This window comes from Hymenobacter sp. 102, assembly GCF_049949205.1.
Taxonomy (GTDB): domain Bacteria; phylum Bacteroidota; class Bacteroidia; order Cytophagales; family Hymenobacteraceae; genus Hymenobacter.
In genome coordinates this window covers 3867768-3892671 of record NZ_CP188172.1, presented here as the reverse complement: position 1 = coordinate 3892671, position 24904 = coordinate 3867768, and the positions used below count along the sequence as shown (strand labels likewise).

Below are 24904 nucleotides of genomic sequence, written 5' to 3'. Positions count from 1 at the left end.
GCTTATTTCAGCAGCGCTAATGCATGACACAGCACAACCCAGGCCAGCATACCGATATAGAACTGCCGGGGCAAAAGCCTCCACAGCCGCAGTTGTAAGCTGGCATTGTTCGGCAACACCTCCTCAACAGCAGACCTGATAGCAATGTAGTTCGACAGCTGGAACTCATTGAAGGCAAACTGGGTGCCCCGTTCGGTTTCAATGAAAAACGCTTGGTATACACCGTATTTGGTCAAGTGGGTATACATCTTATACCCTACGAAATCATGAGCTGAGTACCGCTTTTTAAAGAAGTACAGGTAGTAAATGTCGATACGCGCATCCTTTGCTGCCACTCTGATACCGAAGCTGTTGGTAAGCCCGCCTAATAAAGCCATACCTGATATAGAAATGAGCATCAGGTATATAAACAGGCCTAATCCGCTAAAATCATTCAGAATGGCTTTTAGAACAAAAGCGGCAAACACTGCTAATGCAGCACCCATTGTTACCGTGATAATGCAGGCCAAGACAGAACGTATCCTGTAGCGTGGCTTAATCGGAATTTCAGAGGTATTCATTGTTAGTTTATTTCGACATAGCAGATTAGAAAACCGGCCTGACCATCGCGTAGAGACGCGACACTTCGCGTCTCCCCGTCGAACGGTCTGGCCAACCGGGTGTACCCAACGTCAGCAACGACGAGACGCGAAGTGTCGCGTCTCTACACCCGTTCAATGGGCGTATCGTTCGCAAAATTGCTATAAACTGTCCCACTAAAACCTCAGCCGCCGCCCCTGCTCCGGAAACACCAGCCGTACGCCTAGTGTGTTAGCCTGCCGCAATTCCTGACGGATGGCGGCCTCGTTGCCGGGTTTGCGGTGCGTGATGACGATGGGCAGCCCCTGCAGCGCGCCCGGGCCGGTCAACTGGCCCAGCACCGTCAGCTCCTCCAGTAGCAGCGCCGGGGTGAGGTGGCCGAACAGCTGCCGGGTGGGTTGCGCGTTGGCGTAGGAGGTTTCGATGAAGATGGCCTTGAGCTGCCGGGCCTGCACCAGCGGGGCCACCGCCTGCCAGAGCTGGCGCAGGTTATCGTTTTGCTCCACGGTATCGGCGCCGGTGTCGCCGAGGTAGAGCAGGTAGCTGCTGCCGCTGCGCACCAGAAACGCGGCGCTCTGGAAGGGCCGGCCGTGGCTGAGGCGGAACGTCCGTACGCTCATGGCGGTGTTGGCCAGGGGCTGCTCGGGTCCGGGCGTCAGCTCCCGGAACTGGTACTTGCCCAGCGCGGGCGGGTTGCCGGCCGGGCCGAAGTTGGGCCAGGCCCGCCAGTTGAAGTAGTCGTTCTGGAGCGTGGCCAGGCACTCGGGCAGGCCGTAGATGGGTTTCGGGGCATCATCGGGGGCACCCAGCAGCAGGCCCGCCACGTGGTCGAGGTGGGCGTGCGACACCAGGTAGCCCATGATGCGGGTGCGGATGGTTTCGGCGGCCGGGCCGGGCAACGCCTTCCGGGCCACAGCCCGCACCACGCCGCTGTACACGGTGCCGGCATCCAGGCACACGTACTCCGCCGAGCCGGCCGGGGCCACCAGATAGGCCGAAAGGTTGCTTTCATCCACTCCGCCCTTCACCCCGAGCGGCACCACCGTGAAGGCCGATTGGGCCGTGGCGCTCTGGATTCCTGCCAGGGCCATACCAAGCCCTACGCACCATGCTTTTATCCTCATCTAGTCTGATTTACCGTCCCACATACGGTCAGATGTCAGCCGACGGCGCTTCAGAATGGAAAAGACCTCTGCCCCGTCCGGATTATCCAGCTCACTCAGCTTTGTGAGGCCGGTTTCGTAACAGTCATCCACGCTTTCCAGCTGCCACCGGACCAGCTTCCCATCTGAATTCAGATACGGTTCGGCGTAAGTCCGGCTGGCATTTCGGACTTTCTCGCCGGCGTCCTCGCACGAGGTTGCTTTTATCAGGAGCCACCGCTGCTCATATAACTGCAGCCCCTGAGTTTCGCCCTCGATCTGAACGGCCACGGTTGTTTGCACGCAATGAAACGACCGTGCAGGCCGCTTCCGGCGCTTCCTGGATTGCACACTCTGTATCCCATTAATCCAGAGCGACTCCACAAATGGCAGTTTGGCAAGCTGCTGTAATTGCTCTATCCCGACACTACCCGTAGCACCTCTGGGCTGACGACTGGAAGGAAAAGGCACGCAAGCCAGTAGCAGGCCTGACGCTTTCAGCTGCTCCAAATGCTGCTTGCGGAATTGGTTACTGAATACCAGCCGGACCTTAGGCAGCATCGGCAGCAGAACATCCAATGGTGGATTCGTCAGGTGCAGCGTAACGTCCAGCGCAGTGCCTGGTACCAATTGGTGTAACGGCCAGTCTGCCTCGTTCAGGATTTTAGTCATCAGTAGCCGGCCAACTATTTATCAAAATCATCTACCCGGCTCCACTCCTCTTTCGTCAACTCAAACCGCACTTCGCCGCTGGCGGTGCGGCCGGTGTCCTGCCAGCCTTGGCGGCGGTAAAATTCCTCGGCGCGGGTGCCGGGGGAGGTGCTGAGCCAGATGGGATGGTCGGTTTGTGCGAAATACCAGTGCAGCAGCTGGTGAAGCAGGGTTTTACCGAGGCCCTGCCGGTCGAAATCAGAATGCACGAACAGGGCCCACACGCTGTGTTCCCGCGCATCGGCAATGGCAAAGCCCACCACCCGGCCCGCCTCTTCGGCCACCCAGCCCCGGCCCCGCTCGGTCAGGTAGTGCAGGCAGTCGGCTTCCGTCACTAGGGCGCGGTTGCGCAGCACGTTTTCGCGCACGGCGAAGCGGACTTCCATTAGGGCCGGAATATCCGCGGGTTGGGCAGGTCGGTACAGCGTAGGGAGTTCAGAAACGGGCGCCGAAAATTATCCATTTCCGGCGCAATCCGTTCCGGGGAATCCATCCTACCTTCCGGCTATGCTCCCGCCTACCCTGCCCTTCCAGCGCGAAACCCTGCTCCGACAACTTGATTCGCCCCAGCTTTGGGACCTCATTGTGATAGGCGGCGGGGCCACCGGGCTGGGCGTGGCCCTGGACGGCCTGAGCCGGGGCTATAAAACGCTGCTGCTGGAGCGCCACGATTTTGCCAAGGGCACCAGCAGCCGCAGCACCAAGCTGGTGCACGGCGGCGTGCGGTACCTGGCCCAGGGCGACGTGGCACTGGTGCGCGAAGCCCTGCACGAGCGGGGCCTGCTGCTGCGCAATGCCCCCCACCTCTGCCAGAACCAGTCATTCATCATCCCGAACTACGACTGGTGGAGCGGACCGTATTACACGCTCGGCCTGAAGCTGTACGACCTGTTGTCGGGTAAGCTAAGCCTAGGCGCGGCCCGGCACATTGGCAAATCGGAAACCCTGCACCGCCTCAGCACCATCAAACCCGAGGGCCTGCGCGGCGGCGTGGTGTACCACGACGGACAGTTCGACGATGCCCGTTTGGCCGTGAATCTGGCCCAGACGGGTATTGAGCTGGGCGGCACTCTGCTCAACCACATGGCCGTAACCGGTCTGCTGAAAACCGGCAAAGGCCAGGTGGCCGGCGTACAGGCCGTGGACCAGGAAACCGGCCACACCTACGAATTATTATGCGGTAAAGCTGTGGTAAACGCCACCGGCGTGTTCGTGGATGCCATCCGGCAGCTCGATGCGCCCGGCACGGCCCCGCTGGTGCGGCCCAGCCAGGGTATTCACGTGGTGCTGGATAAGTCGTTTCTGCCGGGTACGGATGCCCTGATGATTCCGAAAACCGATGACGGCCGCGTGCTGTTTGCCGTGCCCTGGCACGGCCGCGTGGTGGTGGGCACTACCGATACCCCGCTATCCGAAACCCTGGAAGAGCCCCGGGCCCTGGAAGCGGAAATAGACTTCGTGCTGCGCACCGCCGGCCGATACCTGGCCCGCCCTCCCCGGCGCGAAGATGTGCTGAGCCTGTTTGCCGGCCTGCGCCCGTTAGCCGCCCCGCAACACGGCTCAGCCCAAACCAAGGAAATTTCCCGCAGCCACAAAATCCTGGTTTCCGATACCGGCCTGCTCACCATCACGGGCGGTAAATGGACTACATACCGCCGCATGGGCCAGGATGTAGTGGACCGCCTCATTGCCCTGGGCAAGCTGCCCGCTGCCCCCAGCCGCACCGCCACGCTGCCCATCCACGGTGCCGGAGGCGCGCCCACGCCACCCGACCGCCCCCACCTCGCCCTCTACGGCTCCGACCAGCCCGCCCTGCGCCAGCTGCTTCAGGAGCATCCGGAGCTGAGCGAGCCGCTCGACCCTGCGCTGGAATTCACCAAGGCCGAAGTGGTGTGGGCCGTTCGCTACGAACTGGCCCGCACCGTGGAAGACGTGCTGGCCCGCCGCGTACGGCTGCTGTTTCTGGATGCCCGGGCCGCCCTGCGCGTAGCCCCCACCGTAGCTGCATTGCTGGCGCAGGAGCTGGGGTTTGGGGCCGACTGGCAGCAGCGGCAGATAGCGGAGTTTGAGCAGGTAGCACGGCACTATCTGCCCTGAAATCTCCAGACCGTCATGCAGAGGCCGGAGGCTTTACAACCTAGCTTACCTGATGCGGGTAGCCGATACCGTCGAGGTCGGCGGCGAGCTGGGGCCAGTCTTCCAGTTCGTTGTTCATGCGTCGGGCAGTTTCGCGGGTCAGAGGTTCGTGGCGGTAAATAGCGGCCACGTCCTCTGGTTCCAATAGCTCCCGCTCGGTTCCGTCGAGGTAGTACTCGTTGGCCCAGTCGGCGTACGTTTCGGGGTTCTGGTCGAAAATGTAGAGCAGCTCCTCTGAGCCGTCATCTTCGTTTTCCACCACGCCGGTCTGCCAACCGTGAGCGGGCGTGTACCACAGGCAGAAGGTAGTACCGATGGAATTCACCGGCTCCCCGAACATGAACTCCTCGAAAGCATCGGGCAGGCCGCGGGTTACCTGGCTTTTATCGGGCTGGTCGTACTCGTGCAGGAAGCCATTGATAACGCAGCCCTCGGGCCGGAACAGCACCAGCATCTGGTCGCCCTCCCCGTCGGTCATCTCAAACACGGCCTCCTGGGCATCCCACTCCGGGTTGTAGGTGTAGTAGCGGTACTCCGGCTCGGGCGAGTTGATGGCATCCAGCGCAGCCAGCGACTGGCACAGGCGCTGCAGTGTAGCCGCGTCGGGTAGCTGGGCGGGGTCGAGGGTTGAAATCATGGGTTGGTAGAACTTCAATTTGGTTTTATCCCTGCAACGGGATGGTCACTTCACAGGCGTAATCTATAGGATATGCATCAGCAGTATCTTTTACTTGCCAATACTGCTTCCAATAGCTCCACCACTGTCGATTCTTTTCTTCTACCTCTGATAACAATACTTCTCCTTCGTGGGATAAAATTCTCAGTGATTCGGCGCCGATTATCATTCCTATATCGCCCGCTCTAAAGCATATTTTAACAGGACTTTCATTGAATTCCGGTGAAAAAGGCTTCGTCCCAAACACTGTGTGGGTAGTACCCAATTCGCTCACTATTTCTTGCATCAATGCATCATCAACGAAAGTGAAGAAGCCGTAGCTACATGTGAAGCCATCTGTTTCGTCATTGTGCAGTTTCTGTGGCCATGAATGCGCCTCTTCAATTGGCAAATTCTCATCTGACAGAAAGCTCACGGAAACAGGATTGCGAAATTGCAGCGCCACCATCGTTGAGGCAGCTTTTTCAGCAGTATGGCCCGAGAATAGTAGTTGTGTTCCACGAAACTCAAGCTGAACCAGGTCAGGTCATTCAGCTACCCACCAACTCCACACTCCTACATCACTGATAGCTTCTGCTAGAATATTTAAAGCTTGCTGATTCATATTATCAATACGTTTTGGTCATATCAGCCGGTACAACCACCACGAAATCTGCCTTCTGCTGATTGTCTTTCGCCAGCTTATCCAGTTGCTCCTGCAGCACCGTGCTGATGGTAAGCACCTTCAGCTTAGGGTTCTGCTGGCGCAAATAGGCCAGAATGCCGTCGTGGTTGTCGGAGTGGAAGCTGCCGTTGAGGTGCAGCAGCAGATGGCCCTCGGGGCGGGCCTGGTTGAGGAAGTAGGCCATGGTGGCATCCTTCAGGGCCTGGGCCCGGATGATGTTCTGGGTGCCAGCCGAGTGGGCCGCATCGGCCCCGAACATGGCGGCCATCTGCTGGTAGCCGGGCAGCGCAAAATCCACCGTCAGCGGCAAAGGGGCCAGCCAGGCTTTTTCGGCAGCGGGCAGGGTATTCAGGGTTTCGAGCCCGCCCTTGGCTACCTGCGAGGCGTACCGGCGGGGCACGTTGGTGCCCACCACCCGAAACTTCTGCTGCCGGGCCAACTGCAGCAGGGGGCGGTAGTTGGTGGCGTAGTTGGGCCAGGGGCGGCTGTCGGCTTCGAAGGCGTTGTCGTCCAGCTCGCCGGTGGTGTACTGGTCTACCAGGGGCTGCACGTCGCGTTCAAACATTTCCAGGCCCAGCACCAGCCGGCCCTGGCGCAGCCGCAGCAGGTCGCGGGTCAGCTGCAGCTCCAGCCAGTGCCCGATGGGGTCGTTGTGCTGCTCGCCGAAGAACACCACGTCGGCGCGGGCCAGCTCCTGCAGCATCTGGTTATACCCGGTGGGCTTGCCGGCGGCCGTAAACAGGCGGTAGGCGGGTTTGTCCTGCGCCTGCACCGCCAGGCTAAACAGCAGAGCCAATAAAAACAACGATGTGCGCATACCACGAAGATACACTGCGCCCTCCGCGAAACCACTGCGTCCTCTGCGGGCTAAAATCGTAACAACGACTTAGCCCGCAGAAGACGCAGTGGTTTCGCAGAGGGCGCAGTGCTGTTCTAGCCTTTATAGAACAGCCACTTCGACAGCTCGCCGTAGGTCACTTTCTTGCCGTACATCAGGATACCGACGCGGTAGATGCGGCCGGCCAGCCAGATGGTGCCCAGGAACCCAGCAATCAGCAGCAGCATGGAAAGGCCGAGCTGCCACATGGGCACGCCCCCGAAGGGCAGGCGCATCATCATGGCAATGGGCGAGGTAAACGGAATCATCGACATCCAGAAGGCCACCTGCCCGTTGGGGTTGGTGGTGAGCGTGGCCTGGGCCACCACGAAAGTGAGCACCAGCGGCATGGTCACGGGCATCATAAACTGCTGGGTGTCGGTCTCACTGTCCACAGCCGAACCAATGGCCCCGAACAGTGCCCCGTAGAACAGGTAGCCACCCAGGAAGTAGAACAGGAAACAGCCGGCAATCAGGGCAACGTTGATGTCGGCCGTTTTCAGAGCCTGCACAATGGCGTTACCTTCTTTCTTGGTTTCCTTGTCCTCCGCCACCACGGCCGTGTTACCAGCGGCGGTGTTTACCTGCTCCACCCGTTGCTGCGCAATTTTCTCCGGGCTCATGGACCCGGTAATGGCCGACATAATGCCGAACGACAATACCAGCCACAGGGCCAGCTGCGTAAACCCTACGCCGGCAATGCCCAGCACTTTGCCCATCATCAGCTCAAAGGGCTTTACCGAAGAAATAACCACCTCCACAATGCGGTTGGTCTTCTCTTCCATTACCCCGCGCATAATCTGAATGCCGTAGATGAAGATGAACATGTAAATCAGGAAGCCGCACACGTAGGCTACGCCAGTACTCACGCCGGTGCTGGAGCTTCGCTCCCCATCGTCGCTGAGACTGATGGTCTGCAGCTCCACATCGGCCTTCATGGTATTTAGTACGGCTTGATCGAGGCCGGCTTTCTTGAGGCGTTGGGCCTCCACGGCGTTTTCTACGGCCCGCTCAATATCCCGCTGCAACGACAGGCCCAGCCCTTTGCGCGAGAACACCTGGAAGCCGTTGGGGGTGGTCAGGTCCAGCTTCGGGATGTACAGCAGGGCATCATACTTGGCCTTCTTAAACTCGGCTTTGGCGGCCGTTAGCTCCGGCGATACGCGGGTGAAGCTGATATCTTCCTTCGGATCGGGCAGCTTGTCAACGAAAAGCCCGCCAGCATCAGCCACGGCTACTACCTTGTTGTTGTCCGACATCAGGGCAATAACCACCGGTACGGCGAAGATGGCAGCCGTAATCAGCGGCCCCAGCAGCGACATAATGATGAAACTCTTTTTGCGCACCCGCGTGAGGTATTCGCGCTGCGCAATCAGCCAGGTCTTGGACATGAGAGTAGGAAAGTTAAATGCGGAAAGTCAGGAGAAGAGAAAAATTGGTTGACGACCGAACCCAGGCACAACGTCTGGCTTCTATCCTTTCACGGCCATTTCCTCCTCCGTGGGCACGTAATCGGGGTGAGTTTCGCGCACGCGCCGGATAAAGATGTCGTTGATGCTGGGCACCATCTCGCGGAAGGCGTGCACCTCCACCCCGGCCGGCCCAATCAGGTAGCGCAGCAAGTCATTGGGCGTGGCCCCGGCGTGCAGCTTCACAATGTCGTAGAAGAAGCCGTTTTCGCGCTCCTGGTGCTTCACTACTTCGAAATCGGGGTGTACCAGCATGGGGCGGCCTTTGCCCTCCACCTCGTAGGTCTGGGTGCGGTAGGCGTCGCGCACCTCGCGCACGGGCCCATCCAGCACTTTGCGCGAGCGGTTGATCAGGGCAATATGGTCGCACATTTCCTCCACCGATTCCATGCGGTGGGTGCTGAAGATGATGCTGGTGCCCCGGTCGCGCATGGCCAGAATCTCATCCTTGAGCAGGTTGGCGTTGATGGGGTCGAAGCCGGAGAAAGGCTCATCCAGAATCACCAGTTCGGGGTCGTGCACCACGGTGGCAATAAACTGAATCTTCTGCTGCATGCCCTTGCTCAGATCCTCAATGTTCTTCTCGGCCCAGCCTTTAATATCGAACCGCTCCAGCCAGCTCTTGATTTTCACGCGGGCTTCTTCCTTCGGAATGCCTTTGAGCTGGGCCAGGTACAGCAGCTGCTCCCCCACTTTCATCTTCTTGTAGAGCCCCCGCTCTTCGGGCAGGTAGCCGATACGCCCGATGTGGGAAGGGTTCAGCGGCTCGCCCCGGAACAGCACCTGCCCCGAGTCGGCCCCGGTAATCTGGGTGATAATGCGGATCAGGGAGGTTTTGCCGGCTCCGTTGGGGCCCAGCAAACCAAAGATGGAGCCTTCGGGCACCACGAGGCTCACGCCATCGAGGGCCGTGTGGGCGGCGTACTGCTTGCGTACGTCGCGGACTTCGAGGATAGGTGTTTTCACAGCGCAGAGAGACACAAAGGTTACAGATGTAATATTACAGGAACCCGATAAAGGCACCACCGGAATTCCAACCAACCGGCATTTTCGGGACCTGAACTGTCGGAAAGGCTACCTGAACGGGCGTTATTCGGGGGCCTCCAGCTCGCGCAGAGCCGCTTCCAGCTGGTCGAGGTGGCGGCCGTAACGGCGCTGGTGTTCTTTCTTGCCCATCGCGTAGCTGGCGTAGATGACTGCCAGTACTACCAACCCGATGCTGAGCGCAACGGCCAGATGCCAGTTCCAGGCGGCATGCGCAGGACTCAGATAATCCCGTACGTCTCCGGACCGCACCATCAGCACTACCATGACGAGCATCACCAAGCATGCTACCCCCACGTAATCATGCAGGCGCATCAGCCCACGAAATTTGACAATGCGGGTTTGCAGGAAGGTGTACAGATTATCGTCCTGATGCTGCATTTCTTTGATTACCTGCAGACGCCGGTACACAATCACCCCCACTACAACCAGCATCAGCATGACTCCCACGGCAAACCGTTGCAGGTTTGCTTCGTGCCGGCCCAATACCAAGGCGTTAAATCCGCTTAAAAGGAAAGCCATTATCACCCATCGGAGCTCTTTCGTAGCATTTTTTCTTAACCGGTGCAGCGGATTCGTAGAGGCAGAGGAGGCAAGCATGGCACGTAGGGTCTGTTCAGTAGGAAAAGTATCGGCAGGAGAAACGGGAGAGGGTATTTGCTGCCATTTCCGGCGAAAATCATCGAGTTCCATCAGGCAACGAGGGGAAGAAGTTGGCGGAGTTTTTCCTGCACGCGGTGCATTTTCACGCGCACATTATTCTGGGTGATGCCGAGGATATCGGCCATTTCCTCGTAGGTGCGCTCCTCCAGGTACAGCAGCACGAAGGCCTTTTCCACCTGCGAGAGCCGCTCGATGGCGCAGTAGAGCTGGGCCAGGTCGTCGGCGTCGGGGCCCTCGGGCGGCGGGGCGGGCAGCTCCGGCGGGGCGGCCCCGCCAAAGCGGGCTGGCGTGGGGGCGCGGGTGCGGCGGCGCAAATCGGTAATGGCCACGTTCAGCGCCACCCGGTACAGCCAGGTACTGATTTTGGCCGCTCCCGGCCGGTACTGCGGCCACGCCCGCCACAGCTGTAGCACTATTTCCTGGTACAAATCCTGCCGTTCCTCTGCATCGGCACAGTACAGGCGTGCTACCCGCTGCAGCAGGGGCTGGTGCTCGTTCAACAGGCGCAGAAAATCCGGGGCAGCGGCGGGCATACGGTGGGGAAGTTTGCCGGATATATCGGCACCCCCACTACCGCATTACAACTCAGTCCAACCTTTTTTTTGCACGCTTAGCCGGCCACCGGTCCGATGGCGCAGTTGTCCGGCCGGTTTGCTGCATCCTGACGGCCAAATGACGACGACAGCAACGGCTCCGCACGACAACCGGTCGGACGACTGCGCCATCGGACCGGAACCTATAGCCGTGTCGCGAACGGTGGATACTGTAGAGACGCGAAGTGTCGCGTCTCGTTATTGAACGATTTTGTTCGGGCGACGCGAACGGGGAGACGCGAAGTGTCGCGTCTCTACACGCTAGATATACTGTTCGCAAAACGGCTATAATTCTGCAATCCGGTAGTTTCCGTTCGGCCCAAGCGCAAGCTCGGGCCACAAAAAAGCCCGCTCCCCTGGGCAGGGAAGCGGGCTATACTTATCTGTGAAATCCGGCTGAGTCCGTGTTTACTGGAAATACTCCTTCACTTTCTCGAAGAAGCCTTTCTCGTTTTTACCGGGGTTAGGCGTGAAGTTGCGGGCGTCACGGAGTTTCTCCAGCAGCTCGCGCTCCTCGCTGGTTACGTTCTTAGGCGTCCACACACTCAGGTGAATCAGCTGGTCGCCGCGGCCGTAGCCGTTGATGTCCTTGATGCCCTTGCCACGCAGGCGCAGGATTTTGCCCGGCTGCGTGCCCGGCTCCACCTTAATCTTCACCTTGCCTTCAATGGTGGGCACCTCAATGCTGGCCCCCAGGGCGGCATCCACGAACGAGAGATACTGCTCGTACATGATGTTGTTGCCCTCACGCTTCAACGACTCGTGCGGCTCCTCCTCAATCTGGATGAGCAGGTCGCCGGGCACGCCGCCGCGCTCCGGGAAGTTGCCCTTGCCGTTCATGCTGAGCTGCATGCCCTCAGCTACGCCCGCCGGAATGTTGATGGGTATTACTTCCTCGTGCAGCTGGCGGCCGTCGCCGTGGCACACGTCGCACTTGCTGGTTACTACTTTGCCTTCGCCCTCGCAGGTGGGGCAGGTGCTGGCGCTTACCATCTGGCCTAGCATGGTGTTCACCACGCGCTTCACCTGGCCCTGGCCCTGGCAGGTACCGCAGGTTTTCAGGTCGGTACCGTTTTTGGCGCCGGTTCCGGAGCAGGTGTTGCAGGCCACGTAGCGCTTCACCTTAATTTTCTTCTCCACGCCGTTGGCCACCTCTTCCAGGTCCAGCTTCAGCTTGATGCGCAGGTTGGAACCCTTGCGCACGCGCCGGCCCTGGCCGCGGCCCCCGCCCCCAAAGAAGCTCTCGAAGCCCCCGCCCCCGCCCCCGCCGAAGATGTCGCCGAAGTGACTGAAGATATCCTCCATGCTGGGGCCCTGACCACCACCACCCACACCCTGGTGACCAAACCGGTCATAGCGGGCGCGTTTGTCCTGGTCGCTGAGCACCTCGTAGGCCTCAGCCGCCTCTTTGAATTTATCTTCCGCCGAAGGGTCGTCGGGGTTTTTATCGGGGTGATACTTGATAGCCAGCTTCCGGTACGCCGATTTCAGCTCGTCGCCGGAGGCTGATTTGGCTACGCCCAACACCTCGTAATAATCTCGCTTCGTTGCCATGTTGGTAGTGTACTTCGTCCGTCATGCAGAGGCGCAGCCGAAGCATCTCGCGTGCTGACAGTAGGTGTTACTATGTATGCAATGTGCCACGCGAGATGCTTCGGCTGCGCCTCTGCATGACGTTCTTTCTGTTTACTGACCCAGTACCACTTTGGCGTGGCGGATTACCTTGTCGCCGAGGTAGTAGCCTTTCTCCACCTCGTCCACGATTTTACCCTTCAGATCTTCCGTGGGGGCCGGAATCTGGGTAATGGCTTCGTGCAGCTCGGGGTCGAAGGCACCACCTTTGGTTTCCATGGTAGTGAGGCCCTTTTGCGTAAGGGTCTTGTTGAGCTTGTTGTAGATGATGTCCACACTCTCACGCACGGCATCGGCGTCATCGGTATCCTTGGTGTGGTGACGGGCCCGGTCGAAATCATCGAGCACCGGCAGCAGGGACACCATCAGCTCCTGGTTGGCGGTTTTGAACAGGTCGGCGCGCTCCTTGGTGGTGCGGCGCTTGTAGTTCTCAAATTCGGCAGCCAGGCGCAGGTACTTATCTTTCAGGTCGGTCAACTCCGCATCGGTTTTGGAAGCCGTAGCGTGAGGAGCACCTTCAGCACCGGCTGCTTCGCCGTTGCCAACGGTATCGTCGGTCATTTCACCAGCTACCTGTTCGGCAGCTGTTGACTCTTGGGATTCTTCGGGGTTCAGGTTGATATCGTCAGCCATTTTCGCTTTAAATCGTCGGAATGGGTTGAAGCTTGGGGACATAGAGCAGAAACCGGCAACAAGGAGCGCGCCAAATGCAATCCGGCTGTCAGTTTGACACGGAAACCATTGGTCGGCTGCGTTTAGTTCGGACTAGGTGGCGGACTTCGGCGCAATGCTGGTGGGGTTACTCCTGCGCGTGCAGCGCCTGCCAGATCAGGTCCTTCAGCGGCTGAATGTTCTTGTTGGTCAGGCTGGAAATGAAGATGGTGGGCAGATCAGTGGGCAGGGACGTGCGGATTTCCGCTTCCAGCTCCTCATCCAGCATGTCTGATTTGGTAATGGCCAGCAGGCGCTTCTTATCCAGTAGCTCCGGGTTGAACTGCTCCAACTCGCTCAACAGCACGTTATACTCGGCGTTGATGTCGGGCGAGTCACAGCTGATCAGAAACAGCAGAATGGAGTTTCGCTCAATGTGCCGCAGGAAGCGGTGGCCCAGGCCCCGGCCCTCGGCCGCTCCTTCGATGATACCCGGAATATCGGCCATCACAAACGACTTGTAGTCGCGGTAGGCTACTACGCCCAGGTTAGGCGTGAGCGTGGTGAAGGCGTAGTCGGCAATTTTGGGCTTGGCCGCCGACACCACCGAGAGCAGCGTGCTTTTACCGGCGTTGGGAAAGCCTACCAGGCCCACATCGGCCAGCAGCTTCAGCTCCAGAATCACCCACTCGTCAATGCCTGGCTCGCCGGGCTGGGCGTACTGCGGGGCCTGGTTGGTGGCCGATTTGAAGTGGTCGTTGCCGAGGCCGCCGCGGCCGCCGGGCGTGAGAATGAGGCGCTGCCCATCCTCCGTGATTTCCAGCTTTTTCTCGCCGGTTTCCGCGTCACGGGCTACGGTACCGAGGGGTACCTGGATGATAATGTCCTCGCCCTGCTTGCCGGAGCGCAGGTTTTCACCGCCGTTTTCGCCGGCCTGGGCAATCAGGTGCTTCTGGTACTGCAGGTGCAGCAGGGTCCAAAGCTGGGAGCTGCCTTCCAGAATAATATGGCCGCCCCGGCCCCCGTCGCCACCATCGGGGCCGCCGTTGGGCAGGCCCTTGGCCCGGAAAAAGTGATGCGAGCCCGCTCCACCCTTGCCCGAGCGGCAGTTGATTTTGACGTAGTCGATGAAATTATTGGAAGCCATGCTGCTGTGCGATGTTAAAAAAACTGTCATCCCGGCTATTTCTGCCGCAGAACGGGAGAAATAGCCGGGATGACAGATGGTTCTGCCACTACCCAGACGGGTAGCAGCGGCAAAGTTACGCTTTTACTTCGTCGGTTGCTTGGCGGCTGCCTTCGGTAGCAGCAGGCTGGTGCCCATCCAGGATGGTGCAGATTTGCCCAAAGATGTCCTCGATGGCACCAATGCCGTTCAGGGCGTGGAATTTCTGCTGGTTGGCGTAATAGCCCGCCACTTGGGCGGTTTCGGTATTGTACACCGTTACGCGCTTGCGGATTTTGGTTTCGTCCTGATCGTCGGGGCGGCCGGAGGTTTTGCCGCGCTCCAGCAGGCGCTTCACCAGCTCTTCCTCAGCTACTTCCAACGCCACCATGCACGATACTGCGGTTTCGTGCTCGGCCAGCAGGCGGTCGAGGCTTTCGGCCTGGGGTACCGTGCGCGGGAAACCGTCGAAGATGAAGCCCGAAGCCTGTTTATTGGTTTTCAGGGCCGAGTCAATCATGCCAATCACCACTTCATCGGGTACCAGCAGACCTTCATCCATTAATTTCTTGGCCCGCAGGCCCAGTTCAGTACCCTGCGCAATCTGAGCGCGCAGCAGGTCGCCGGTGGACAAATGAACCAGATTATAGCGGGCAATCAGCTTCTGGCTTTGCGTTCCTTTGCCGGCACCGGGCGGGCCGAAGAGCACGAGATTCAGCATGAGTAGCTAGGGGTTACGCGGGGAAGGAGAAAACGGGAGGGGTTGGGTAAGATACACAAGGAATGGGAAAGCCTGTACGTGCGTCAGCGAATTTCAGCTACGCCGTCGCCGCCGTTGGCCCTACACTGCCTTGTACACATCAGGGTAATTACGGCCCAGTCCGTCAAAATCGAGGCCGTAGCCGACAATAAAATCGTTGGGAATGCTCAAGCCCACGTAGCGCAGATTCAGCTCGTGCTGGAGGCACTCGGGCTTCAGGAACAGCGTGGCTACTTCCAGCGAAGCCGGCTGCTGCTTACCCAGGGTTTCCAGCAGCATGCGCATGGTGTGGCCAGTGTCCACAATATCCTCCACAATGATGACGTGGCGGCCTGTCAGGTCCTCGGTGAGGCCCAATACCTCCTTGACCTCACCCGTGCTGTTGGTACCCTGGTAAGAGGCTACCCGAATAAAGCAGACTTCGCAGGGCAGGCTTACTTCCTTCAGTAAGTCGGCGGCAAACATAAACGAGCCATTCAGGACTACCACGAACATCACCGGCTGGCCGGTATAGTCCTGGTTCAGTTGAGTAGCGACTTGCTTGATGGCCGCCTGCAACTCCGCAGCCGACAGGTAGGGTGCAAACTGCTTGTTGTGCAGCGAAATATAGTCCGGGTTCATCCGTTTGGGGTTGGGCCGTGGGTGAGCGGGCGGGCAAAGGTAACAGAAAAAGCCGCCCCCGGTTCAGGAAGCGGCTTTGTCAGTTTCGAGTTGCCTGTTGCTGGTTGTTCGTTGTCAGTTGTTTGGTATTTGTTCTGAATCCCTGAGGACGTCCATCTAACAACTGACAACGAACCACTACTAACTCATTTCCCCAGCAGCACCTGTACAGCCTCCAGGGTGCGGTCCGTGACATCCGCGTATTTCACCTTGGGGCGCACGGTCTCCTCGGTTTTGCGCTGCCATTGCGGCTCCTGTTGCCCGGCCATGCCCCGCTCGGGGGCGGCAATGTGGGGAGCAATTACCAGCGACACAATACTCATGAGCTTGATGAGGATGTTCATGCTGGGGCCGGAGGTATCCTTGAACGGGTCCCCTACCGTGTCGCCGGTGACGGAGGCTTTGTGGGCTTCGGAGCCTTTGTAGTGGGTTTCGCCGTCAATCTGCACGCCTTTCTCAAACGACTTCTTGGCGTTGTCCCAGGCCCCGCCGGCGTTGCTCTGGAACATGGCCATCAGCACGCCCGACACCGTAACCCCGGCCAGCGTACCGCCCAGCACTTCGGGCCCGAAGGTGAAGCCTACCAGCACCGGTACAATAAGGGCAATTGCACCGGGCAGCATCATTTCCCGAATAGCGGCCTGGGTGGAAATGGCCACGCATTTCTCATACTCAGGCCGGCCGGTGCCTTCCATAATACCCGGAATTTCGCGGAACTGCCGACGCACTTCCTGCACCATGGCCATAGCCGCCCGGCCCACGGCCGCAATAGCCAGCGCCGAGAAGATGAACGGAATCATAGCGCCCACAAACAGACCGCCCAGTACCCGGGCGTTGCTGATATCAATGGCATTGATATTGGCCGTACCCATGAAAGCGGCAAACAAGGCCAGCGAGGTAAGGGCTGCCGAGGCAATGGCGAAGCCTTTACCGGTAGCCGCCGTGGTGTTACCCACAGCATCCAGAATATCGGTACGCTCACGTACTTCCTTGGGTAGCTCGCTCATTTCGGCAATACCGCCGGCGTTGTCGGCAATGGGCCCGAAGGCGTCAATGGCCAGCTGCATAGCCGTAGTGGCCATCATGCCGGCCGCGGCAATGGCTACGCCGTAGAGGCCCGCACACTCGTAGCTAAGAATAATGCCGGCGGCCAGCACAATAATGGGCAGCACGGTGCTTTCCATGCCCACGGCCAAGCCGCCAATTACGGTAGTGGCGTGCCCGGTGCTGCTCTGCCGCACAATGCTGAGCACCGGCCGCTTGCCCATGGCCGTGTAGTACTCGGTGATGATGCTCATGAGCGTACCCACCACTAAGCCCACCAGCACGGCATAAAACACGTTCATCGAGTTGAAGGTGATACCCCGGATGGTCAGATCTTCGGTGGGCAGCATCCAGCGAATGATGAAGTAAGATGCCACGGCCGATACCAGCACCGACACATAGTTGCCCAGGTTCAGCGCAGCCTGCACGCTGCCGCCTTCCTTCACCCGCACCATCAGAATGCCAACCAGTGAGGCCACAATGCCCATGCCGGCAATGGCCATCGGCAGCAGAATGGGGGAAAGTCCCTGAAACTGGTCGCCGCGGGCCACTACTTCCCGGCCCAGCACCATAGTGGCCAGAATGGTGGCCACGTAGGAGCCGAACAGGTCGGCGCCCATACCGGCCACGTCGCCCACGTTGTCACCCACGTTGTCGGCAATAGTGGCGGGGTTGCGAGGGTCGTCTTCCGGAATACCGGCTTCCACTTTGCCTACCAGGTCAGCGCCCACGTCGGCGGCTTTGGTGTAGATACCGCCGCCCACGCGGGCAAACAGGGCAATGCTTTCGGCCCCCAGCGAGAAGCCCGTCAGCACTTCCAGGGCCGTTTCCATCTCAATACCGTTGGCCGAGCCGTTCTTGCTGACTACGAACATCTGGTAGAAAATCAAAAACAACGAGCCCAGCCCCAGTACCGCCAACCCGGCCACGCCCATCCCCATCACCGAGCCACCCGAAAACGACACGTTCAGGGCTTTACTCAGCGAAGTGCGGGCGGCCTGGGCTGTGCGTACGTTGGCTTTCGTGGCAATCTTCATTCCGATGAAGCCCGCCAGCGCCGAGAATACGGCTCCAATCAGAAAGGCAATAACGATGACAGGGCTGGACTTCTCACCGGTGCTGCCCAGATAGAACAGAAACGCCCCTGCAATCAGCCCAAACAGTGCCAGCACTTTGTACTCGGCGCGTAAGAAGGCAATAGCCCCATCGGCAATGTAGCCGGCAATAGTGCGCATTCGCTCATCACCCGCATCCTGCCGGCTCACCCAGCCGGCGCGTAGCCACGTGTAGAGCAACGCCAGCACACCCAGGGCCGGCACTACGTAAAGAAAATTCATCATAAACGGTGGGAACAGGGAGTTATGGTTGGGAGAGAACTGAAAGAACGAATGGGCGGGTAAAATAGAAGTTATTCCCTAATAATCAGCTGATAGCTCCGCCCCTCCACAGAAAAACGGCTGCTGGTGGAGACCATGCTCCGCCTGCAGCCGTTTCAGCCATTTCCTCCCCACCTTCAGGTGCTTATAATTCGCGCATCAGCACCCGGTATAAAGCCAGCATGCTGTCGATGTCGCGCTTATCCACAACTTCGTCGGGCGTGTGCACATTGTCTTCGGGCGCGCCAACGAAACACCAGTCCCAGGGCTGGGCCCCGTGCTGCAGCTCTTTGGCGTCGGAGCCGCCGCTGCCTTCCACTTCCAGCTGAAATGGCACCCCGGAGGCTTCGGCAATGCGCCGGATACGCTCCACGTAGCTGCGGCGCGGAATCAGGGAGTCGCGCAGGGAAATAGCCACGCCCTGGCCCGGCTGCACGCCTTCCGTCACCCAAGTGATGTCAGAAATCAGCGCCTGCCGCACGCCATAGGTGTCGTAGATGTACTTGGCCAGGTAGGCCACCGAGCCACCGCCGTGCTCCTCCCAGCAACTGAAGGCCACGATGCCATCTTCCAGCGTCTCACACAGGCGCAAAGCATTCCAAATGCCCAGGCGGTTGTCGAGGTAGCAGCTTTGTACCGTGCTATCGGTTTCCCGGAAGTCGCAGCGGAACGTCAGGTCCGTTCCCCGCTCAATCTCCCGGTGGTACTCGTAGCTGAGGGCCCCGGTTTCTTCGTGCACCACCAGCGTACAATCTATTTTCCCCAGCGAGTCCTCCCCTACCAGTTGGTAGCCGGTTTTGACCACCGGCCCGCCAATGCGCACCAGTTGCCGGCCGTAGCGAACAGTAAAGCCAATACTGTCGAGATGGGCAAATACAGCCGTACGCGGCTTTCCAAATACTAGAATAATGCAATCCTGGAACTCTCCCCCGGTCAGCACCGTTGGCCGAGTGCGCCACTGCTGTTGCTGCTGCCGAACGTAATGAAGCAAGTATTCTGTCAGAGGAGCTTCGTGGCCGGATGGGGCAGCAATCTGGCAAAGGCTCTGTAAAAGCTGCATGTAGCGTATATTATTTGTCCAAAACTAGGACAAATGTTCTACTTTAGCTGCCCGGATAGGCGGTGTAGGGCAGGCTCTGTTAGTGTGTGAAACCGCAATTGTAGTGTACGTATGCTCTCACGTTTTCCTTTTGTCCTATTGCTACTGTTCGCTTGGCTGCCGGAAGCAGCCTGGGCACAGCAACCGGACACAACCCGGCCCGCGGCTCTCCCCGATTCGGTGCAGCAGGTCCGGCTGGAAAACGTAGATGTAGCCCCTGCCGCCGTAGATACCAAAGGGTGGCTGCTGCTGGATAAGGATATGCAAACAGAGCTCGAAGGAGCCGTTTACAACCTTTACAACTTCAAATACGACAAAGCCGAGCGCCAGTTCCGCAGCCTGCGCCGCCGCTACCCCAACCACCCCATGCCCTACTTTTTGCTGGGGCTGAGCACGTGGTGGAAAATCATGCCCAGCGGTATTCAGACTACCCTCTACGATAAGCAGTTTTTTGCCTACATGGATACCACCATTGCCAAGGGGGAAGCCATGTACAAAGCAGACAGCAAGAACTACGAAGCCTGCTTCTTCCTGGCGGCCGGCTACGGATTTGACGGCCGCCTGCACGCCGAGCGGCACGACTGGCGCAAAGCCACCGTCAGTGCCAAGCGGGCTCTGGACTACCTTGATAAAAGCAAAGAAGCCAACGGGCTAAGCCCCGAGTTTCTGTTCGGACAGGCCCTGTTCAACTACTACGCCGTCTGGATTCCGGAAAACTATCCTTTGCTCAAGCCGGTGTTGCTGTTCTTCCCCAAGGGCAACAAGCAACTGGGCCTGCAGCAGCTGCGCAACGTGGCCGACAACGGTTTCTACGTGGGTCCGGAAGCCCGCGTATTCCTCATGCGCATCCTGCTCAACGAGGAAGATAAGCCGGAGCAGGCTTTGCCCGTGGCGCGCTACCTGGCCACCACCTACCCCGATAACGGTTACTTCCAGCGCATCTATGCCAATATCTGCTTTCGGCAGGGCGAGTTCCGGGAGTGCGAGCGGGTAAGCCGGGACATCTTGGATAAGCTTAACCGGGGCCTGCCCGGCTACGAGGCCAACAGCGGCCGGTACGCCACCTACTTTCTGGGTTACCTAATGCAGAACCGTTATAAGGATTACACCAAGGCCCGGGAATATTACCAGCGCAGCGTTGTGTTTGCTGAGCAGAACGGGGAAACCAAGTACGGCTTCTACGTGTTTGCGAATCTGGCCCTGGCCCGGCTGGCTGATAAGGCCAAGGATGCCACTGCCGCCCGCCGGTACTATGCGGTAGTACTGGATAAATCCGATAAGAAGTCGGAGCAGTATCAGGAGGCTAAAGCGTACCTGAAAGCCAAGCCTAAGAAATACTAGTACCCCGCCTGCCATGGAACTGAAGGATTTATTTCTCACCCCTCTGTACCTGGGCCTGTTCTACGCGCTGGCCTTTGCGCTCCGCAAGCGGTTTACCAACCCACTCACCAAAAAATACTTTATTCCCGCGCTTTCAGTGAAGTTTCTGGGCGCTATTGGCCTAGGCCTGATTTTTCAATTCTACTATAGTGGGGGCGATACTTATAATTACTACAATCACGTAAAAGTAGTTTATCAGGCCTTTACAGATTCCCCTGCCATTGGGTTAAAGCTATTATTCTCACACGGCGAATTTGATCCGGTCACGAGCAAATATGCTGGTATGATGGAGTGGTACAGGTCACCAACCGAGTTTTTTGTTATAAAAATAGCCACTTTATTTGCCCTTATTAGCTTTAATACTTACACGGTTATTGCGCTGGGCTTTGCATTTATTAGCTTCTCGGGCATGTGGGCAATGTACGTGACGTTTATTCGAATATATCCGCTCGCCTACAAAAAGTTAGCCGTAGCCGTTTTCTTTCTTCCATCCGTCTTTTTCTGGGGCTCTGGCCTTATGAAGGATTCTATTTGTATGGGTGCCCTCGGCTGGGTTTTCTACGGCTTTTATCATGGCCTCATTATTCGCAAGAGTATTTTATCAGCAGTTATAATGGGCTTCATCGGCATGTATGTTATCATGACCGTAAAAGTATATATCCTGCTTTCCTTTCTGCCGCCTGCATTATTCTGGGTATTCACCGAAAACAACCAACGCATTAAGTCTGCCGCTCTACGCACTTTTCTAAAACCTGTATTTCTGCTTGTTGGCGTTGCGGCAGGCTACCTTGGTGCTACCAACTTAACCGCCGGTGACGAGCGCTATGATGTCGAGAAAATTGGTGAGCGAAGCAAAATTACCCGCGACTATTTAACAACGCAGGTAGTCAGTGGGTCCGTTTACAATATTGGTGAATTAGATGGCTCAATTGGCTCAATTATCAAAGTTGCCCCGCAAGCCATCATCGTTTCCCTTTACCGGCCGTTTCTGTTTGAAGCTCGTAATCCCGTTATGCTTCTTTCCGCATTAGAGGCCACTTTGTTTATATACCTAACAGTCACACTATTATACAAAACAGGCATAGTACGCAGCCTGAAGCTTATAGCATCCAAACCAATACTGTGGTTTAGTTTTTTGTTTGCCATAATTTTCTCCATCGGTGTAGGAGTTAACAGCGGAAATTTTGGCACCTTGGTGCGTTATAAAATCCCGTTAATGCCTTTTTATTTATCAGGTTTATATATTATGCAGTTCATGGCAGCTGCGCCGCGCAGAAAACAGGCTGTGAATCCGGCTCAATTGAAAAGAGCGAGGAAATTGGGCCAGTTCGCCACTACTGAGTAGCGCTCAACAATAGTTTGCCGGGCCTGCGTACCCAACTCTTCGCGCAGTTCAGGATTCTGTAATAGGTTGCGCAGACTCTGCTCCCACTCTTCGGGCGTCGCGCAGATGTATCCGTTCACGCCATTCTGCACCACTTCGGTATTCATACCCACTGGTGAAACCAGTGCCGGCTCTCCGAGAGCCATATATTGCAGCGCCTTGAAGGCACATTTGCCTTTTGCCCAAAGATCATCTTCCAATGGCATCAGCCCAACGTGAAACCCCAGCAAATCCTGAATTTCCGATTCCTTGCGCCAGGGTTGATACATAAGGCTTTTTAATGGCAGATTGGGAGCTTGATTGGAAATAACCCGAAATTCAAATTCAAACTCCTTTTCTAATTTAGCCAATACCGGCACTATCTGCTGTAAATACTGCAAAGTTGAATGGGTACCGGTCCAGCCAATTACCAAAGGTCCTCCAGCGCGTTGATTTCGCACCTGGTTGTGCAGGTTCAGCGTATCAATAGTAGTGGGGTTAATCAGCGCGTTTGTATTGAATTGCCGGGCATAGTTTCTTAAATACGCGTTGCCACAGCTTACTTTATACGCCCATTTACATATGGCATCAACTTTATGATGCCATTTAATACCTGCTACTATTTTATTGGTTTCGGAAGTATTTGCCAGCCAGATAGCATCATCAAAATCATATATCACTTTTTTCCGCAGGAGCTTCGCTATTATCCATTCAAATATCGGCGGGCCAATTGGTGAGGCTTCCCGATGAATAAAAACATAGTCATAGTTACTCAGGGTAAATAATAACAGGAACCTCCGGATAAATCCTGCTACAATACCGCTGACTTTGGCTACCGTGTGCCCGGGTTTATACAGAATAGCCCACGTACTATCCGAAATAAATGGTGCGAGCTTCCATTTGTAGCCCGCTTGCGTCAGCAGGTCAAAATACTGCTCAAACCGAAAGCGTTGCGAAGGTGCCTTGCCATGAGGGTAAGGCGCAATGAATAGAATCTGCATAGTCGGAAAAACGCACTACCAAACCGTAGTACCTGCCACAAAGGTACGGGAACGACGCCGACCGGCTCTTGCCCTGCGCGGGCGGGACGTATATTTGGCTTTCTCTCCCGCAAAACCCCTATGATACCTGCTTCCTCGCCAACGCTTTCAGTAGTTGTTCCGGTGTACCGGGGGGGAGATGCACTACCGGAGTTGCTGCAACGCCTGACGCACACGCTGGAAGCCCGGAACATCACCTACGAGATTATTCTGGTAGACGACGCCAGCCCGGAAAGCACTGACTGGCAGCTGATTCAGGCGGCCGCGCGCCGAAATTTCCGCATTACCGGGCTGCGCCTGTCCCGGAACTTTGGACAGCACTACGCGCTTACGGCCGGCCTGGACCGGAGCACCGGCGAATGGGTGGTGGTGATGGATTGCGACCTGCAGGACCAACCGGAGGAAATTCCCCGGTTACTGGCCAAGGCCCACCAAGGCTACGAAGCAGTGCTGGCGCACCGCCACGCGCGCACAGACACGCGAAGCACCCGGTGGGGCTCCTGGCTGTTTTACCAGGTGCTGACGCGCCTGACCGGGCAGGCGCAGAATTCCGGAGTTGGTAATTTCGGGATTTATCACCGGCAGCTTATTGATGTGTTGGTGCAGATGCGGGAAACGACCCGCTACTTCCCTACCCTGGTACGCTGGGCCGGGTTTCGACAAACCACGCTGGCCGTTACGCACGGCCGCAGCACCCGGCCATCATCGTATTCCTTGCTCAGCAGACTCCGGCTGGCGCTGGATATTCTTCTCACATACTCCGATAAGCCGTTGCGGCTCGCCGTATATTTTGGCCTGTTGCTATCGGGAGGCGCCTTTTTTTTGGGATTCATTATGCTGCTGCGCTACCTGCTTGGGCAGATAACGATCCCCGGCTACGCAAGTCTCATCGTCTCCATCAGCCTGTTTTCCGGCATTATTATTTCCCTACTGGGAATGGTGGGGCTGTACGTGGGCAAAACATTTGAAGGAGTACGGGCCCGGCCGCTGTACATAATTGCGCAAACCACCCACCCGGAATGATACTCGAAAATCTGCCGCCCAATTTCATTCCCTTCAACCGGCCTTTTCTTGCCGGCTCCGAGCTAACACATATTCGGCAGGCCGTTGCGAATGGCAAACTGTCCGGCAATGGTATGTTTACGCGCCTTTGTCAGCATTTTTTCGAAACCGAATACGGATTCAGCAAGGCCCTGCTGACAACCAGCGGCACCGATGCGCTGGAAATGGCGGCCCTGCTGCTGGACATCCAGCCCGGCGACGAGGTAATTATCCCGAGCTTCACGTTTACCTCCACCGCTAATGCCTTTCTGCTGCGCGGAGCCCACATTGTGTTTGCCGACAGCTCCCCGACGCATCCCAATCTGGATGTTGCACAGGTTCAGCAGCTGATTACCCCGCGCACCCGCGCCATTGTGCCGGTGCATTACGGCGGGCAGGGTTGTGATATGCGCGCTTTACTGGCACTGGCCGAGGCACATACCATATGGGTGGTGGAAGATGCCGCCCAGGCAATTGAGGCGTGGCACCACGAGCAGCGCCTGGGTACGTTTGGCCATCTGGCGGCCTTCTCGTTTCATGAAACCAAGAATATCAGCGCGGGTGAGGGGGGGCTGTTGGCGATAAATGCGCCCCAATTGGCCGCCCGCGCAGAAATCATCTGGGAAAAGGGTACCAACCGGGCCGCATTTGCCCGCGGCGAGGCCGCGCGCTACGAATGGGTGGATATCGGGTCTTCTTTCCTGCCCTCCGAGCTGAATGCCGCTTACCTGTGGGGGCAGCTGGAGGCTCGGCACCAGATTCAGCAGCAGCGGCAGGTACTGTGGCAGACGTATGCGGCGGGCCTAGCTCCTTTGGCGGCTAACGGGCATTTCAGCCTGCTCCCAACCAGGGCTGCGGATAGAGCCAACTGGCACCTGTTCGCCCTTATCTGTAACAGCCAGCAGGAACGGGACGCGCTGATAGCCTTTCTGAAACAACGGCATATTCTGGCGGTTTTTCATTACCTGCCTTTGCACAGCAGCCCGTTCTTTCAGGCGCAACATGATGGCCGGCCGCTACCGTGGGCCACGCATTTCAGCAACCGAATCATCCGCTTGCCCCTTTACCACGAGTTACAACCAGCGCAGCAGCAGTTCATCATTCAGTGCATCCACCGCTTCTACGCGCAGTAGCCGCAC

Annotated in this window: 24 protein-coding genes; 5 read left to right on the top strand and 19 right to left on the bottom strand. The window is 57.6% G+C overall.

The genetic code is table 11. The features are described from left to right. Nucleotides 1–2 precede the first annotated feature (2 nt). The 4 genes from ACN19L_RS16750 to ACN19L_RS16735 all read right to left on the bottom strand — a co-directional run bounded on the left by ACN19L_RS16750 (nt 3) and on the right by ACN19L_RS16735 (nt 2818). Entirely contained in the window at nt 3–560 is a 558-nt protein-coding gene (locus ACN19L_RS16750; RefSeq protein WP_426490613.1) for a hypothetical protein, read from the bottom strand. Between the two features lie 195 nt (nt 561–755). Then, the gene (locus tag ACN19L_RS16745; RefSeq protein WP_426490612.1) at nt 756–1670 is read right to left on the bottom strand and encodes an MBL fold metallo-hydrolase; all 915 of its coding nucleotides are present in this window, start codon (nt 1668–1670) and stop codon (nt 756–758) included. A gap of 33 nt (nt 1671–1703) precedes the next feature. Then, nucleotides 1704–2393, bottom strand: a complete 690-nt coding sequence (locus ACN19L_RS16740; protein WP_426490611.1) for a DUF4288 domain-containing protein — start codon at nt 2391–2393, stop codon at nt 1704–1706. A 14-nt stretch (nt 2394–2407) separates the two neighbouring features. Next, a complete protein-coding gene (locus tag ACN19L_RS16735; protein ID WP_426490610.1) occupies nt 2408–2818 on the bottom strand; it encodes a GNAT family N-acetyltransferase in 411 nt (136 codons plus the stop codon). A 121-nt stretch (nt 2819–2939) separates the two neighbouring features. Between ACN19L_RS16735 and ACN19L_RS16730 the strand changes: the two genes are divergently transcribed. Beyond that, entirely contained in the window at nt 2940–4529 is a 1590-nt protein-coding gene (locus ACN19L_RS16730; protein ID WP_426490609.1) for a glycerol-3-phosphate dehydrogenase/oxidase, read from the top strand. Nucleotides 4530–4569: 40 nt separating this feature from the next. Here the strand turns inward: ACN19L_RS16730 and ACN19L_RS16725 are convergent, their stop codons facing one another. The 14 genes from ACN19L_RS16725 to ACN19L_RS16660 all read right to left on the bottom strand — a co-directional run bounded on the left by ACN19L_RS16725 (nt 4570) and on the right by ACN19L_RS16660 (nt 18902). After that, complete coding sequence (locus ACN19L_RS16725) at nt 4570–5205, bottom strand: hypothetical protein (RefSeq protein WP_426490608.1); 636 nt, start codon at nt 5203–5205, stop codon at nt 4570–4572. A gap of 25 nt (nt 5206–5230) precedes the next feature. Then, nucleotides 5231–5692: a hypothetical protein gene (locus ACN19L_RS16720; RefSeq protein WP_426490607.1), complete on the bottom strand. Its 462-nt coding sequence runs from the start codon at nt 5690–5692 to the stop codon at nt 5231–5233. A 160-nt stretch (nt 5693–5852) separates the two neighbouring features. Beyond that, on the bottom strand, nt 5853–6725 hold the full coding sequence (locus ACN19L_RS16715; RefSeq protein ID WP_426490606.1) for a ChaN family lipoprotein: 873 nt from the start codon (nt 6723–6725) through the stop codon (nt 5853–5855). Between the two features lie 116 nt (nt 6726–6841). Continuing rightward, nucleotides 6842–8176, bottom strand: coding sequence for an ABC transporter permease (locus ACN19L_RS16710; protein ID WP_426490605.1), 1335 nt, complete (start codon nt 8174–8176; stop codon nt 6842–6844). A gap of 81 nt (nt 8177–8257) precedes the next feature. Continuing rightward, nucleotides 8258–9220: an ABC transporter ATP-binding protein gene (locus ACN19L_RS16705; protein ID WP_426490604.1), complete on the bottom strand. Its 963-nt coding sequence runs from the start codon at nt 9218–9220 to the stop codon at nt 8258–8260. Between the two features lie 123 nt (nt 9221–9343). Continuing rightward, a complete protein-coding gene (locus tag ACN19L_RS16700) occupies nt 9344–9739 on the bottom strand; it encodes a hypothetical protein (RefSeq protein ID WP_426490603.1) in 396 nt (131 codons plus the stop codon). A gap of 251 nt (nt 9740–9990) precedes the next feature. Further along, nucleotides 9991–10494: an RNA polymerase sigma factor gene (locus ACN19L_RS16695; protein WP_426490602.1), complete on the bottom strand. Its 504-nt coding sequence runs from the start codon at nt 10492–10494 to the stop codon at nt 9991–9993. A gap of 468 nt (nt 10495–10962) precedes the next feature. Continuing rightward, entirely contained in the window at nt 10963–12108 is a 1146-nt protein-coding gene (dnaJ, locus tag ACN19L_RS16690) for a molecular chaperone DnaJ (RefSeq protein WP_426490601.1), read from the bottom strand. 132 nt (nt 12109–12240) lie between these two features. Further along, nucleotides 12241–12819 carry a nucleotide exchange factor GrpE gene (locus ACN19L_RS16685; protein ID WP_426490600.1) on the bottom strand — a complete coding sequence of 193 codons (579 nt, stop codon included), beginning with the start codon at nt 12817–12819 and terminating at the stop codon, nt 12241–12243. 166 nt (nt 12820–12985) lie between these two features. Beyond that, nucleotides 12986–13984 (bottom strand): GTPase ObgE, encoded by a 999-nt coding sequence (obgE, locus tag ACN19L_RS16680; protein ID WP_426490599.1) that lies wholly within the window; start codon nt 13982–13984, stop codon nt 12986–12988. A 115-nt stretch (nt 13985–14099) separates the two neighbouring features. After that, nucleotides 14100–14723, bottom strand: coding sequence for an adenylate kinase (locus ACN19L_RS16675; RefSeq protein ID WP_426490598.1), 624 nt, complete (start codon nt 14721–14723; stop codon nt 14100–14102). 120 nt (nt 14724–14843) lie between these two features. Next, complete coding sequence (gene hpt, locus ACN19L_RS16670) at nt 14844–15383, bottom strand: hypoxanthine phosphoribosyltransferase (protein WP_426490597.1); 540 nt, start codon at nt 15381–15383, stop codon at nt 14844–14846. Between the two features lie 185 nt (nt 15384–15568). Beyond that, on the bottom strand, nt 15569–17806 hold the full coding sequence (locus tag ACN19L_RS16665; RefSeq protein WP_426490596.1) for a sodium-translocating pyrophosphatase: 2238 nt from the start codon (nt 17804–17806) through the stop codon (nt 15569–15571). A gap of 181 nt (nt 17807–17987) precedes the next feature. After that, nucleotides 17988–18902 (bottom strand): M20/M25/M40 family metallo-hydrolase, encoded by a 915-nt coding sequence (locus ACN19L_RS16660; RefSeq protein WP_426490595.1) that lies wholly within the window; start codon nt 18900–18902, stop codon nt 17988–17990. Between the two features lie 138 nt (nt 18903–19040). Between ACN19L_RS16660 and ACN19L_RS16655 the strand changes: the two genes are divergently transcribed. Beyond that, the gene (locus ACN19L_RS16655; protein WP_426490594.1) at nt 19041–20282 is read left to right on the top strand and encodes a tol-pal system protein YbgF; all 1242 of its coding nucleotides are present in this window, start codon (nt 19041–19043) and stop codon (nt 20280–20282) included. A 13-nt stretch (nt 20283–20295) separates the two neighbouring features. After that, nucleotides 20296–21666, top strand: coding sequence for a hypothetical protein (locus tag ACN19L_RS16650; RefSeq protein ID WP_426490593.1), 1371 nt, complete (start codon nt 20296–20298; stop codon nt 21664–21666). Here the strand turns inward: ACN19L_RS16650 and ACN19L_RS16645 are convergent. Continuing rightward, a complete protein-coding gene (locus ACN19L_RS16645) occupies nt 21618–22685 on the bottom strand; it encodes a glycosyltransferase (RefSeq protein WP_426490592.1) in 1068 nt (355 codons plus the stop codon). The genes ACN19L_RS16650 and ACN19L_RS16645 overlap by 49 nt on opposite strands. Before the next feature lie 120 nt (nt 22686–22805). Here ACN19L_RS16645 and ACN19L_RS16640 point away from each other — a divergent pair, with 120 nt between their 5' ends. Continuing rightward, nucleotides 22806–23747: a glycosyltransferase family 2 protein gene (locus ACN19L_RS16640; protein WP_426490591.1), complete on the top strand. Its 942-nt coding sequence runs from the start codon at nt 22806–22808 to the stop codon at nt 23745–23747. After that, complete coding sequence (gene rffA, locus ACN19L_RS16635; protein ID WP_426490590.1) at nt 23744–24898, top strand: dTDP-4-amino-4,6-dideoxygalactose transaminase; 1155 nt, start codon at nt 23744–23746, stop codon at nt 24896–24898. The genes ACN19L_RS16640 and rffA overlap by 4 nt, the downstream gene beginning before the upstream one ends. Nucleotides 24899–24904 lie beyond the last annotated feature (6 nt).

Bases quoted from the DNA above. Each gene is read 5' to 3' on its own strand.
- ACN19L_RS16720 (WP_426490607.1), bottom strand. From the start codon at position 5,692: ATGGTGGCGCTGCAATTTCGCAATCCTGTTTCCGTGAGCTTTCTGTCA.
- ACN19L_RS16710 (WP_426490605.1), bottom strand. From the start codon at position 8,176: ATGTCCAAGACCTGGCTGATTGCGCAGCGCGAATACCTCACGCGGGTG.
- ACN19L_RS16675 (WP_426490598.1), bottom strand. From the start codon at position 14,723: ATGCTGAATCTCGTGCTCTTCGGCCCGCCCGGTGCCGGCAAAGGAACG.
- ACN19L_RS16725 (WP_426490608.1), bottom strand. From the start codon at position 5,205: ATGATTTCAACCCTCGACCCCGCCCAGCTACCCGACGCGGCTACACTG.
- ACN19L_RS16650 (WP_426490593.1), top strand. From the start codon at position 20,296: ATGGAACTGAAGGATTTATTTCTCACCCCTCTGTACCTGGGCCTGTTC.
- ACN19L_RS16645 (WP_426490592.1), bottom strand. From the start codon at position 22,685: ATGCAGATTCTATTCATTGCGCCTTACCCTCATGGCAAGGCACCTTCG.
- hpt (WP_426490597.1), bottom strand. From the start codon at position 15,383: ATGAACCCGGACTATATTTCGCTGCACAACAAGCAGTTTGCACCCTAC.
- rffA (WP_426490590.1), top strand. From the start codon at position 23,744: ATGATACTCGAAAATCTGCCGCCCAATTTCATTCCCTTCAACCGGCCT.
- ACN19L_RS16745 (WP_426490612.1), bottom strand. From the start codon at position 1,670: ATGGCCCTGGCAGGAATCCAGAGCGCCACGGCCCAATCGGCCTTCACG.
- ACN19L_RS16750 (WP_426490613.1), bottom strand. From the start codon at position 560: ATGAATACCTCTGAAATTCCGATTAAGCCACGCTACAGGATACGTTCT.
- ACN19L_RS16715 (WP_426490606.1), bottom strand. From the start codon at position 6,725: ATGCGCACATCGTTGTTTTTATTGGCTCTGCTGTTTAGCCTGGCGGTG.
- dnaJ (WP_426490601.1), bottom strand. From the start codon at position 12,108: ATGGCAACGAAGCGAGATTATTACGAGGTGTTGGGCGTAGCCAAATCA.
- ACN19L_RS16700 (WP_426490603.1), bottom strand. From the start codon at position 9,739: ATGCTGATGCTGGTTGTAGTGGGGGTGATTGTGTACCGGCGTCTGCAG.
- ACN19L_RS16730 (WP_426490609.1), top strand. From the start codon at position 2,940: ATGCTCCCGCCTACCCTGCCCTTCCAGCGCGAAACCCTGCTCCGACAA.
- ACN19L_RS16640 (WP_426490591.1), top strand. From the start codon at position 22,806: ATGATACCTGCTTCCTCGCCAACGCTTTCAGTAGTTGTTCCGGTGTAC.
- ACN19L_RS16685 (WP_426490600.1), bottom strand. From the start codon at position 12,819: ATGGCTGACGATATCAACCTGAACCCCGAAGAATCCCAAGAGTCAACA.
- obgE (WP_426490599.1), bottom strand. From the start codon at position 13,984: ATGGCTTCCAATAATTTCATCGACTACGTCAAAATCAACTGCCGCTCG.
- ACN19L_RS16740 (WP_426490611.1), bottom strand. From the start codon at position 2,393: ATGACTAAAATCCTGAACGAGGCAGACTGGCCGTTACACCAATTGGTA.
- ACN19L_RS16665 (WP_426490596.1), bottom strand. From the start codon at position 17,806: ATGATGAATTTTCTTTACGTAGTGCCGGCCCTGGGTGTGCTGGCGTTG.
- ACN19L_RS16695 (WP_426490602.1), bottom strand. From the start codon at position 10,494: ATGCCCGCCGCTGCCCCGGATTTTCTGCGCCTGTTGAACGAGCACCAG.
- ACN19L_RS16735 (WP_426490610.1), bottom strand. From the start codon at position 2,818: ATGGAAGTCCGCTTCGCCGTGCGCGAAAACGTGCTGCGCAACCGCGCC.
- ACN19L_RS16660 (WP_426490595.1), bottom strand. From the start codon at position 18,902: ATGCAGCTTTTACAGAGCCTTTGCCAGATTGCTGCCCCATCCGGCCAC.